The 12,940-nt window shown below is 36.7% G+C and carries 11 protein-coding genes; 9 read left to right on the plus strand and 2 right to left on the minus strand.

From position 1 onward, the window contains the following. The first annotated feature begins 44 nt into the window (after nucleotides 1–44). A complete protein-coding gene (locus tag ACFYKX_RS06965; RefSeq protein ID WP_389359827.1) occupies nucleotides 45–464 on the plus strand; it encodes a respiratory nitrate reductase subunit gamma in 420 nt (139 codons plus the stop codon). Between the two features lie 145 nt (nucleotides 465–609). Continuing rightward, a complete protein-coding gene (locus ACFYKX_RS06970; protein WP_389359433.1) occupies nucleotides 610–1,332 on the plus strand; it encodes a YwiC-like family protein in 723 nt (240 codons plus the stop codon). A 63-nt stretch (nucleotides 1,333–1,395) separates the two neighbouring features. Here the strand turns inward: ACFYKX_RS06970 and ACFYKX_RS06975 are convergent, their stop codons facing one another. After that, nucleotides 1,396–2,088, minus strand: a complete 693-nt coding sequence (locus ACFYKX_RS06975) for a Crp/Fnr family transcriptional regulator (protein WP_389359435.1) — start codon at nucleotides 2,086–2,088, stop codon at nucleotides 1,396–1,398. Nucleotides 2,089–2,448: 360 nt separating this feature from the next. Here ACFYKX_RS06975 and argC point away from each other — a divergent pair, with 360 nt between their 5' ends. The 7 genes from argC (at nucleotide 2,449) to argF (ending at nucleotide 11,879) form a co-directional block, all read left to right on the plus strand. Next, the gene (gene argC, locus ACFYKX_RS06980) at nucleotides 2,449–3,483 is read left to right on the plus strand and encodes an N-acetyl-gamma-glutamyl-phosphate reductase (RefSeq protein WP_389359437.1); all 1,035 of its coding nucleotides are present in this window, start codon (nucleotides 2,449–2,451) and stop codon (nucleotides 3,481–3,483) included. Between the two features lie 11 nt (nucleotides 3,484–3,494). Then, nucleotides 3,495–4,727: a bifunctional ornithine acetyltransferase/N-acetylglutamate synthase gene (argJ, locus tag ACFYKX_RS06985; protein WP_389359439.1), complete on the plus strand. Its 1,233-nt coding sequence runs from the start codon at nucleotides 3,495–3,497 to the stop codon at nucleotides 4,725–4,727. A gap of 12 nt (nucleotides 4,728–4,739) precedes the next feature. After that, complete coding sequence (argB, locus tag ACFYKX_RS06990) at nucleotides 4,740–5,513, plus strand: acetylglutamate kinase (RefSeq protein ID WP_389359441.1); 774 nt, start codon at nucleotides 4,740–4,742, stop codon at nucleotides 5,511–5,513. Continuing rightward, nucleotides 5,510–6,667 carry an acetylornithine transaminase gene (locus ACFYKX_RS06995; RefSeq protein WP_389359443.1) on the plus strand — a complete coding sequence of 386 codons (1,158 nt, stop codon included), beginning with the start codon at nucleotides 5,510–5,512 and terminating at the stop codon, nucleotides 6,665–6,667. Before argB ends, ACFYKX_RS06995 begins: the two co-directional genes overlap by 4 nt. 79 nt (nucleotides 6,668–6,746) lie before the next feature. Then, a complete protein-coding gene (locus ACFYKX_RS07000) occupies nucleotides 6,747–7,823 on the plus strand; it encodes a carbamoyl phosphate synthase small subunit (protein ID WP_389359445.1) in 1,077 nt (358 codons plus the stop codon). Beyond that, a complete protein-coding gene (locus tag ACFYKX_RS07005; protein ID WP_389359447.1) occupies nucleotides 7,816–10,923 on the plus strand; it encodes a carbamoyl phosphate synthase large subunit in 3,108 nt (1,035 codons plus the stop codon). Before ACFYKX_RS07000 ends, ACFYKX_RS07005 begins: the two co-directional genes overlap by 8 nt. Then, nucleotides 10,920–11,879, plus strand: a complete 960-nt coding sequence (argF, locus tag ACFYKX_RS07010; RefSeq protein ID WP_389359449.1) for an ornithine carbamoyltransferase — start codon at nucleotides 10,920–10,922, stop codon at nucleotides 11,877–11,879. Before ACFYKX_RS07005 ends, argF begins: the two co-directional genes overlap by 4 nt. Nucleotides 11,880–11,946: 67 nt before the next feature. Here argF and ACFYKX_RS07015 read toward each other — a convergent pair whose 3' ends face one another. Then, nucleotides 11,947–12,759 (minus strand): undecaprenyl-diphosphate phosphatase, encoded by an 813-nt coding sequence (locus tag ACFYKX_RS07015; RefSeq protein ID WP_389359451.1) that lies wholly within the window; start codon nucleotides 12,757–12,759, stop codon nucleotides 11,947–11,949. Between the last annotated feature and the right edge of the window lie 181 nt (nucleotides 12,760–12,940).

Below are 12,940 nucleotides of genomic sequence, written 5' to 3' on the forward strand. Positions count from 1 at the left end.
ACCTATTATGTTTGTTTATATAGCTGGAGGTGAGAATTGTGGAAATGTTTCACATCATTTTATGGATTATTTATCCGTATTCTGTTGTAGCGATACTAGGGATGGGAATCGTGTGGCAGATTGACGCAACAAAGATTCATGAAGAACACTGTTCTATAATGGAGGAGAATCCAATTTTAAGGCGCACGGTATGGAGTTTAATGACATTAAGTATTCTTTCAGGGATAGGTGTTGTTATATTTTATAGTATTTCAGATGAGCCTTTACGGTTATTTCATTGGGTTGTGAGTTTAATTGCCTTAGCACCGGATATGGAACTGATTAAAAACATTTCCTACCTTTCTCGCATTCATTTAATGCTTCTATTAACATTTTTATTGATGTTATCGTTCTCAAGACAGATTTCCTATTTTTTGAGACCACATCGATACTTTAAAAAATACATACTAAAGAGAAGTAGTTAAACCATCAGGTGCCTGGTGGTTTTTTTCGTACAATCACGCAAATATGACACTTGTGTGGCGTTCGCAAATTTGTGATGTGCTTCACTTACTAGATAATTTCTTTGCACTATATTATAGATAGTCAAGTACAAGGAGTGGTTGTAAGATGAAGCTTTTTTTACCGAAACAGCATGGTGCTTGGGCAATGTTAATCATACCATTTTGGCTTGGAGTGATATCAACAAGCTTTATTTGGGAGCATATCCCGTTTTTTATAGGTTGGCTATTCTTATATTTAGCCACATATCCAATGCTATTGTTATTTAAAAAGAAAAAAATTCCTTTTTATATGAGATGGACGTTAATTTATTTGATTCCTGCACTCATTTTACTAATAATTCCTTTGGTTCACAGACCTTCAATCATCTATTTTGGTATAGCGATGTTTCCATTCTTTATTATTAACGCTTATTTTTCTAGCAAGAATAAAGAAAGAGCGTTTCTAAATGATCTTAGTGCTATCACTGTATTTGGAATTGCAGGGCTTGCTAGCAGTTACTTAGTGACAGCTGATATTCATTCATTGGCTTTACTTGCTTTTGTAACCACCTTCTTATTCTTTGTAGGTAGCACATTTTATGTGAAAACAATGATACGAGAGAAAAAGAATCAACTATTCAAATATTTATCATGGGGGTATCATGTACTGGTATCAATTGTATGGTTATTTAGTGGACAATGGTTAATTACACTTGCTTTTCTTCCAAGTCTATACCGTGCAATCTTCTTTTATGGAAAGCCGTTATCTGCAAAAGAAGTAGGAATACTTGAAATTGTAAATGCATCATTCTTCTTTATCGTCATTTCGGTTGTTTTAATTTTCGCCTAAGATACCATAAATAAAATAAAAAGAACCTCGCCAATTGTGAAGCACTAAGCCGAGGTTCTTTTCTTATTCTATATTACAAATTTCGATAGGGCAGTTCTCACAGTCGATTTCGATTTTCAGGTAGTCAATATCGTGAATGGTAATAATCCCTTTGTCAATGGAGATAATGTCATTCTTCCTAAGTTCACTCAACAAACGATTGACTACTTCACGTGATGTTCCACAAAAATTAGCTAGCTCTTGATTGGTAAGAGGTGTTTCAATTAAGATCCCTTCTTCTGTATCTTTTCCATAACTATTGGATAAACGGATCAATGTGGAATATAAAGCTCCTTTTTTACCATGTAATACAAGATCTCTAAATTTCGTTTGAGATTTACGGTGCTGTTGACTAATCCACTTCATAAACTCTAGTGCTAATACGTGGTTTTCAGCAAGCTTATTCTCAAGTTCACTCTTATAAATAACTGCAACCTCACCGCTTTCAATCACTTTAGCGTTCAGCACATACTTTTCAGCTGAACAAAAAAGCGTAAGCTCACCAATTAACTCCCCTTCAGAACACATTCGCAAAGTGAGTTCCCGACCATCAGGGATTATTTTACTCATTTGGATTTTTCCACTTATAACAATAAAGAGTTCATGAGCGGAAGAACCTTCTTGGAAAAGGAAAGCACCTTTCTCCATTTTACGTATATGATGAACAGTTTTTAGAAGTTCTTGTAGTTCTGTTGATACTTCAGTGAATGACGGCATTCTCTAACCACCTTTGTTTGAGGAGAAATAATAAGTACTGTGGTTTTTTATAACTCTTGTGGAAAAAATATACAGTAAGTAGTAACAATATTAGTCTACATTTAATTTAAAGTTTAATAAGAATACAGTCAACCAAATTATGTGAATTTACTATTTATATATTAGAAATGTAAAAAAGTTGTCAATCTTTCCTTTTGTTTTCGTATTAAGGCAAATTGTATTTTTATTAAGTTTTTATAATATTTATAAAAATTGGTTGATTTTATCATTTCAAGTTTTTATAATAAGAGAAACATTTGGTATAAAAATTTATGAATGTGGTTAAATATACATAACAGTTCTTTTGGGAAGGAGAAAGTAATGAAAGTATCTATTGTAGGGACAACTGGATATGGAGGGGTTGAGTTACTCAGGATTTTACATCAGCACCCTGAATTCGTTATACACTCTATTCATTCCACAAAAGAAGAAGTTCCGATATGGAATGAGTACCCGCATCTTTTCGGATTAATAAATAAAAATATTGAAGAAATTGATTATGACCGAATTGGGGAAGAAAGTGAGCTGGTTTTTCTTGCTACCCCATCAGGAGTTTCAAGCAAAATAGTGGGTCAACTCATCGATAAAAATATAAAGATCATTGATCTTTCGGGAGATTTGAGGTTGAAAAATCCTAATGACTACCAGCTTTGGTACGGAAAAGAACCTCTTAATAAACATGTTACAGATGAAGCGGTGTATGGTTTAAGTGAATGGAATAGTGAGGAGATTAAACAAGCTCAATGGATTGCGAATCCCGGCTGTTACCCCACCTCAACTCTTTTAGGGCTAGCACCTGTTGTGAAAAATCGTTTGATTGATTTAAAGAGTATTGTTGTTGATGGAAAGTCTGGAACATCTGGTGCAGGTAGAGGGTTAAACAAAGGGTCTCTATATGCCGAGGTCAATGAGAACTTTAAAATATACAAAGTAAATGAACATCAGCACACCCCTGAAATCGAGCAGCAACTACAAGACTGGATTGGAGAAGCAAAGCCAATTACATTTAGTACTCATCTTTTGCCAATGACCAGAGGGATTATGACAACCATGTATGTTCAACTTTTAAAAGAATGGGAGACAGATAGGATTATAGATTTGTATAAGGATATTTATGATCAACAACCCTTTGTTAGGGTACGACCAAGAGGAAACTTTCCTTCAGTAAAGGAAGTTTGTGGCTCGAATTTCTGTGATATTGGGCTGGATGTAGACCAGAGGACCGGGAGACTAACGATAGTATCAGTTATTGATAATTTAATGAAGGGTGCTGCTGGTCAGGCGGTTCAAAATGCAAATATCATGATGGGACTTGATCAAACATCAGGGTTGAAATTTACACCATTGTATCCATAGGGGGAAAGGAAATGAACGTGATAACGGAGGCTATACAAGTAAAAGAAATAAAGAATGGTAGTATTATTTCTCCACGTGGGTTTTTAACCGGTGGAACTCATGCAGGGTTACGATATTCTAAAAAAGATGTCGGGATGATTTATAGTGAAGTTCCTGCCAATAGTGCTGCTGTCTATACATTAAATAGTTTTCAAGCGGCTCCGATAAAGGTAACAAAAGATAGTTTAGCAGAGTCCGGACTACTTCAAGCTGTTGTTGTAAACAGTGCATGTGCAAATGCTTGTACTGGTGAAAAAGGGTTAAAAGATGCTTATGAAATGAGAAAACTAGCTGCAGCAAAGCTTCAAATTGATGAGCACCTCGTTGCGGTTGCTTCAACTGGGGTAATCGGGGAATACTTAGCAATGGATAAAGTTAGTAAAGGAATTGAAGAAGTAGTTCTAGATCAAAATCAAGAAAGTGCTGCTGACTTCCAAACGGCCATTTTAACAACTGACACAGGAATGAAAAAGTGTTGCTACAGTGTTGAAATGAACGGAGTTACTGTATACATGGGTGGAGCTGCAAAAGGTTCCGGGATGATTCATCCAAATATGGCAACGATGCTAGGGTTTATAACAACAGATGCAAATATCTCTTCTAAGCATCTACATTCTGCATTAAGAGAAATAACAAATATTTCGTTTAACCAAATTACAGTTGATGGAGATACCTCAACGAATGATATGGTCTTAGTTATGGCTAATGGCGAAGCAAATAATGAAGAGCTAACCCCTGAGCACCCGGATTGGAACTTATTCATAAGCTTGCTTTCAAGTACATGCAAGGATTTAGCAAAACAGATCGCAAAGGATGGGGAAGGTGCTACAAAGCTCATTGAAGTAGAAGTAATCGGAGCTCAGTCTAATCAAGATGCTTGTAAGATTGCTAAACAAATTGTTGGGTCAAACCTTGTAAAAACAGCCATTTATGGTTCAGACGCGAACTGGGGAAGAATTATCGGTGCGATAGGGCGAGCTGGCGTAGAAATTAATAGTGAAACCGTAACGATCACAATTGGGCCTATTGTTATGCTAAAGAATAGTGAACCACAAAAATTTTCCGAAGAAGATGCTTTAGAGTATTTAAAACAGGATTTTATTCAAATTTTTGTAGATTTACAAATGGGAGATGGAGAAGGGAAAGCTTGGGGGTGCGACCTTTCCTATGATTATGTCAAAATTAATGCCAGCTACCGGACTTAAGGAGTTAGGAAGATGAAGAAGATCGTAATCAAATGTGGAGGAAGTATTCTAGACGAACTTTCATCGGAGTTTTTTCAAAGTCTTACTGAGTTAAAAAAGCTTGGCTATCAAATCGTCATCGTTCATGGTGGTGGTCCAGATATTAATGATATGCTGAACCAACTAAATGTCGTACCTGAGTTTGACAACGGGTTAAGAAAAACAGATAAAAAAACCTTTAAAGTAGTAGAGATGGTACTCTCAGGAAAAACAAATCGAAAGCTTGTTGAGAAACTAACTACTAATGGATTAGGAGCAATCGGCGTAAACGGGAGTGACGCTAATATATTATTAGGTAATTTTGTTAATCGTGAGAAGCTAGGTTTTGTAGGGAGTGTAGACGAAGTTAACACGGAATTACTTTATATGTTCTTGGAAAAGGGTCTTGTCCCCGTTATAACACCTATTGCTTGCACAACTAATGGAACTAAATTAAACGTAAACGCAGACTATGCAGCAGCAGCTGTTGCCCATGCTTTACGTGTCGATCATTGTCTTTTTGTAACAGATGTAGAAGGAATCAAGATAAATGGAAAATTTGTAAAGAGTTTACAATTAGAAGAGTTAGAGGGATATATAAGAACTGGTGAAATCTATGGTGGAATGATTCCAAAGGTGAATTCTGCTGTATCAGCCATTGAAAAAGGGATAGACAGTGTGATGATTGTGAGTGGATTAACGAGCTTTTTTCATCATCATGAATGGCATGGTACGAAAATATATGGAAAGGAGAGAGTTGCACAATGAGTTATTTGTTTCCAACCTATGCACGCTGGGATGTAGAGCCAGAAAAGGCGATTGGCAGCTATATGACTGATAAAAATGGAAAAGAATATTTAGATTTTACATCTGGGATTGGAGTTTGTAATCTGGGGCACCAGCCAGCAAAAGTCAAGGAAGCCGTTAAAAAGCAACTGGATTCTTTCTGGCATGTGTCAAATTTATTCACAATGGAGCAACAAGAAATCGCTGCAAAAATCCTTGCCTCAGCAGCCGAGATGGATGCGGTGTTCTTTTCAAATAGCGGTGCAGAAGCAAATGAAGGAGCTATTAAACTGGCTAGGAAGGCCACAGGAAAGACAAAAATCATTACCTTCGAAAATTCGTTTCATGGTCGAACGTTTGCAACGATGTCTGCAACAGGTCAAGATAAGATCAAACAAGGTTTTGGACCTATGCTTGAAAAGTTTGTGTACGTTCCATTTAATGATATAGAAGTATTAAAAACGGAGATGACAGAGGATGTTGCAGCGGTCATGATCGAAATCATTCAAGGTGAAGGTGGATTGAATGTTGGCGATGCTAGTTTCTTTAACGAATTACAAAAGCTTTGTACAGACAATCATATTTTGCTTATTGTTGATGAAATTCAAACAGGGATTGGTCGAACAGGGAAACCATTTGCATTCCAGCACTATGGATTAAAGCCAGATATTGTGACATCAGCAAAAGGGTTAGGAAGTGGATTTCCTATTGGTGCAATTATTGGGAAAGAATATTTAAAAGAGTATTTTGGCCCAGGTAGCCATGGATCAACCTTTGGAGGAAACCCTCTTTCAGTTGCCGCATCCATTGCTACAATGAACATTGTTTTTCAAGAAGCATTCTTAAAAGACGTTATCGTAAAAGCAAATCTGCTTATGACCGAATTACAAAATTCATTAACGAGTAGTCCGATCGTGAAAGAAATCAGAGGTCTTGGACTTATGATTGGCATTGAGCTGACTGTTCCAGTTCAAACAATTTTATCAGAATTAAGAAGTAATGGTCTATTGGCTTTGCCTGCAGGCGATAAAGTTTTAAGGCTACTACCGCCTTTAACAATCTCTGATTCAGAATTAGAACATGGATTATCCATTATTCAAACTGTTTTAAAGGAATATTCTAAAACAGCCGTATAAGGCATTTTTTTACGATAATTATGTATAAATATTTAATGTATAAAATAAATATACAATTATATTCTTCGAGGTGTGCGAGATGAAAGGTTATATACATTTGGAAAGTGGAGGGAAGTATGAAGGGAAATGGCTGAACCCTCCTAAACAGAATATTAGTGGAGAAGTGGTCTTTTATACAGGTATGACTGGCTATCAAGAAGTATTAACTGACCCTTCCTATAAAGATCAAATTATCGTATTTACGTATCCGTTGATTGGAAACTATGGGATTAACGAAGAAGACTTTGAGAGTAAAAAGCCACATGTAGCGGGTGTAATTGTATATGAAGTAAACCAAAATGCATCACATTATAAGGCGAATTATTCACTGCCAGAGTATTTGAAAAAATGGGATATTCCATTGATGCATCATGTAGATACTCGAGCGATCGTCAGAAATATAAGGAATAAAGGATCGATGCCAGCAATTCTATCATCCGAAAGTGAAAATATCCTATTCGTGAACAACGAAGATGGTGATAAGGTCGGGAAAGTCTCAGATAAACGGATGTCGAGCTACGGTAAGGGAGATGCCCATATTGTACTTGTTGATTATGGATTAAAAAAATCCATATTAACCTCTTTACTTAAAAGAGGATGCCAAGTAACAGTTGTTCCATATGATACTTCATTTCAAGCAATTAAAAATTTAAATCCAGATGGAATTCTGTTATCCAATGGACCTGGTGACCCAAAGCAGCTTAACCCACAGTTAGCAACAGTTAAGAAGTTGATTCAACACTTCCCAACATTAGGAATTTGTTTAGGTCACCAGCTTGTCGCTTTATCATTAGGCGGAAATACGAAGAAGTTATTATTCGGACACCGTGGAGCAAACCATCCGGTCATTGATCAGGTAACAAAAAGAGTATTTATGACATCACAAAATCACAGTTATGTTGTAGATGAAGCTAGTCTTAATGAAACGGGATTAAAGAGCCGTTTTTATAATTTACATGATCAATCCGTTGAAGGGTTAACTCATGACCAATACCTTATACAAACGGTTCAATTCCACCCTGAAGCAAATCCAGGACCAGCCGAGGGTGAGTATATTTTCGATGAGTTTTTAAATATGGTTAAAGAAAATAGTAGGAGCGCAGTTGCATATGCCTAAAGATAATAGTATTAACTCCATATTAGTGATTGGATCAGGTCCAATTGTCATCGGGCAGGCAGCCGAGTTTGATTATGCTGGAACTCAAGCTTGTCTAGCTTTAAAAGAGGAGGGTTACAAAGTAATCCTTGTGAACAATAATCCAGCAACAATTATGACAGATTCTCATCTAGCAGATCAAATCTACTTTGAGCCACTAACAGCCGATGTTCTGGAAAAAATTATTCAAAAGGAACGTCCAGATGGGATTCTTGCTACACTAGGGGGGCAAACAGGACTAAACTTAGCTTTTCAGTTGCATGAGCAAGGTATACTGGAACGTTATAACGTGAAGATGTTAGGAAGTTCCATTGATTCAATAAAAAAGGGAGAAGATCGTGAAGCATTTCGACAATTAATGAAAGAACTAGAGGAGCCAGTTCCAGAAAGTACTATTGTACATTCAGTGGAAGACGCGCTTGCTTTTGCCGACACGATTACGTTTCCCATTATTGTAAGACCAGCTTACACACTTGGGGGATCGGGTGGAGGAATTGCAGCAGATAAAGAAGAACTAGCAATCTTAGTCGCTGGAGGATTACATGAGAGCCCCATTCACCAATGCCTAGTTGAAAAAAGTATCGCTGGATTTAAAGAAATCGAGTATGAGGTAATGAGAGATTCTGCAGGTACTTGTATTACCATCTGTAATATGGAGAACTTTGATCCTGTAGGAGTCCATACAGGTGATTCGATTGTTGTAGCACCGAGTCAAACATTAACAGATGAAGAGTATCAAATGCTAAGGGCTGCTTCCATTAAAATTATATCCGCGTTAGGAATAGTTGGTGGCTGTAACATTCAATTTGCACTTGATCCTCAAAGTAAAAACTATTACCTGATTGAAGTAAATCCTAGGGTTAGTCGATCGTCAGCACTGGCTTCAAAAGCAACCGGCTATCCGATAGCGAGAATGGCTGCAAAAATTGCCGTCGGTTATACATTATCAGAATTAATCAATCCGGTCACAGGGGATACATTTGCTAGCTTTGAGCCTGCATTGGATTATGTTGTCGTTAAGTTCCCGAAATGGCCATTTGATAAGTTTCCGACTATCAACCGCAAACTAGGAACTCAAATGAAAGCAACAGGAGAAGTCATGGGAATCGACCGAAACTTTGAACGGGCATTGTTAAAAGCAATTCACTCATTAGAGTTAAAAGTTGAAGACTTAAAATATCCGGAACTTTCGACGAAATCCATCTCAGAATTAGAACAGATGGTTAAAGACCAAGATGATAAGCGCTTTTTTATCCTACTAGAGCTTATCAGACGTGGGGTAACCATTGATTCATTACACCAACAAACAAAAATCGATTTATTCTTTTTAGGATACTTATTAAACCTAGTACAACTAGAAGACCACATTACGACTAGTACTCTTGAAGATGTTTCAAAAGAAGATTTTCAACTTTTCAAAGAGAAGGGATTTAGTGATCCATACTTAGCGAAAGAGTGGAATGTAACGGAAAAAGAAGTACGCCTGAAAAGAAAAAGTCTAGGTATTACCCCTTCTTATAAAATGGTTGATACGTGCGCTGCAGAATTTGAAGCAAAATCAAACTACTTCTACTCTTCCTACTTTGGTGAGAACGAGCAAAGTCCATCTGAGAAACGGAAAATAGCTATTATAGGGAGTGGGCCAATCCGAATTGGGCAAGGAATAGAATTTGATTATTGTTCCGTTCACGGGGTTTTCGCACTGAAAGAAGAAGGCATTGAAACCATTATGATCAATAACAATCCGGAAACGGTTAGTACTGATTTTGCAACAGCGGATAAATTGTATTTCGAGCCATTGATGGTAGAGGATATCTTAAATGTTCTTGAAGCGGAAGAAACAAATGAAGTCATCATACAACTTGGAGGTCAAACGGCTATCAACTTGGCTAAGGCATTAGAGGAGTATGATATTAATATTTTGGGAACTAATTCGGGGACAATTGATGTTCTTGAAGATCGGGATTTATTTTACAAATTATTGGATGAACTTGATATACCTCGACTAACAGGTGAAATGGTTACAAGGAAAGAAGAGCTACAATTAGCTGCTCAGGAAATTGGATTCCCGATACTAATAAGACCTTCCTTTGTGATCGGTGGAAGAGGAATGGTCATTATTAAGAATCAGGTGGAACTTACTGACTTTATCGAAAGTAATGAAGCCATCTATCCATTCCTTGTTGATCAATTTTTACATGCTAAAGAAGCTGAACTTGATTTAGTAACAGATGGCAAACATGTATTGGCACCTGTTGCGATGGAGCATATCGAAAAAACAGGGGTTCATTCGGGAGATAGTATGTCCATCATTCCTGGACAATCCTTGTCAAAAGAAGTTCAGGAGACCATGCTTATTTATGCAAAAAAAATTGTTCAACATTTAAACTACAAGGGATTAATGAACATCCAGTTTATCATTGATGGCAATCGCGTTTATGTACTAGAGGTTAACCCAAGAGCTAGTCGGACCGTGCCTATTATTTGTAAAGTAACAGGTGTGCCACTAGTACGAATTGCGACAAAGATATTGCTTGGGAAATATTATTTGTCTAAAGAGGACGAAAAAAGCAGTTTAATGTCGATGCCATTTGTATGTGTGAAATATCCTGTGTTTTCAAATTATGCCTTAAAGGGATTGGATTCGAAGGTTACTCCTGAAATGAGATCAACGGGAGAAGGCATATGTATAGATAATACCTTGGAAAAAGCCCTAAGGAAAGCCTTTCACATATCGTTAAAAACAAAGAATGTAGGGACCATCATCATAAATGAAACGGAAGATTCATTAGAAAAGTTGATTCTTCCATCCGGATATTCCTTGGATAAATATGATGAATCTAATATGTTTAAAGAAAAAGACATTGTCGCATATTTTAATGATGGCAATTTAAATCAGGATAAGTATTTAAGAGAGATAGCCACCAAAAATAGAGTGTTAACCTTCACAGAAGTAGAAAGCTTAAGAGCATTTACTTCTGCATTAAAAGTTAGAGATTTTACCGTTCACTCTATCGAGGAATGGAACTTAAAAACACGAGAGGGTGTGGAGACCACATGATTTCTGTACAACAAAGCCAGTTAGATGTAGATATAAAAGGAAAAGATTTATTAACATTAGCAGAGTATTCGTCTGAAACGATAAAGGGATTATTAGTAAAAGCAAAAAAACTTAAAAATGCCCATCTATTAGGAGAGGCTACACAACCTTTAAAAGGAAAAATCCTTGGAATGATTTTTGATAAGCCCTCTACAAGAACAAGAGTATCGTTCGAAGCAGGTATGATTCAGCTTGGAGGGCAGGCATTATACTTAAATGGTCAAGACCTCCAATTAGGGAGAGGAGAACCCATTGAAGATACAGCAAAAGTATTGTCTCATTACGTTGACGCCATTATGATTCGTACTTTTTCTCACAAGACGGTGGAGGATTTAGCAACTCATGCCTCTATTCCAGTTATTAACGGGCTGACAGATTTATACCATCCGTGCCAGGCACTAGCAGATCTATTAACCATTCAAGAGGTAAAAGGAACTTTAAAAGGATTAAAGTTAGCGTATGTAGGGGATGGGAATAACGTAGCACATTCACTTATGATCGCAGCAGCGAAAGTTGGGATGCAAATCACGGTCGCAACACCAAAAGGGTATGAACCCAATAAGGAGATTACAGCCCTAGCCAGTTCGTTTGCTGAAAAAAATGGAGCAAAAGTGATTGTTACAAACGATCCTTTTGAAGCAACACAACAAGCTGATGCCATCTATACAGATGTATGGACTAGTATGGGGCAGGAAAAAGAAAATGAACAAAGATTAAAAGCATTTAAACATTTTCAAGTAAATAAAGATCTCGTTAAAGGAGCACATGAAGATTACATGTTTATCCACTGTCTCCCTGCTCACAGAGGAGAAGAGGTTACAGCAGAAATCATAGACGGAAAGAACTCCTTTGTATTCCAACAAGCAGGAAACCGACTTCATGTCCAAAAGGCTTTATTAGCTGAGATCTTAAAATAAGTTAAAAAGGCCTCCACGTATAAGTGAAGGCCTTTTGCTATATTTGATAAAATTAGACGGTGTCGTCCTAAGAAAACAACACAACAAGTGGACCAACAATAAAACAGTAAATGGCAAAATACTTTAGGTTCCCTCTAGCCATGATATTCATAAACCACTTCAGAGAAAAATATGAAGCAATTAATGAACCGAAAAAGGCAACTGTATAAGGAATTGCTAATTGCGCTAAATTTGGATCATTTATAATATCACTAGCTCCGAGAATCATTCCACCAACACTTACTGGTATATACAATAGGAAAGAATAGCGAAGAGCAGTTTCTTGTTTCATTCCAAGTCCCATTGCAGCAACAATCGTCGCTCCGGAACGACTAATTCCCGGAATTAATGCAACTGCTTGAGCTAAACCGACGATTATAGCATCTCTAAAAGTCAAATCTGCGTCATTTTTACGCCCTTTTAAATTTCGAATGAACCACAGTGCTAATCCCGTAACAACTAGAGTAATACCGACCGTTTTTATGGAAGCTAAATGTAACTCAATAAAATCTTCAAATAATATGCCAATAACACCTGCTGGAATGGTTCCTACAATTAAGTATAGGATAAATCGAAAATCTGATTCAGCTTTTTTATCTTTAGTTGTTATGTAAGCTAATCCATTTTGGATCAAGCGTAAAAGGTCACTACGATAAATAATTAGTACAGCAAACAAAGAAGCTGTGTTTACTAGGAGTGCAAAACTCATCCCTTCGATTTCTAGACCCAAAAAATATTCAGCCATTTCCAAATGACCGCTAGAGGAAACAGGAATTGGTTCAGTAAAACCCTGAAAAAGGCCTAGAAACAAATATTTAATCAATATTAATAGTTCTTCCATTCAAAGAACCTCCCATCATTTCAAAAATCCATACTATCTAATTTAACTAAATGTTCCATTATGTGTAAAGTGATAACTGTCTGATAAAAAATTATAAGGATATCAAGAGCAAGAATTCTTATTAAAGTCATCAAAACTTCAATCATGATTGAAAAAAATCAGGAAATACTAAGTGTGATTG

It is taken from the genome of Cytobacillus spartinae (assembly GCF_042865285.1).
Classification (GTDB): domain Bacteria; phylum Bacillota; class Bacilli; order Bacillales; family Cytobacillaceae; genus Robertmurraya_A; species Robertmurraya_A spartinae.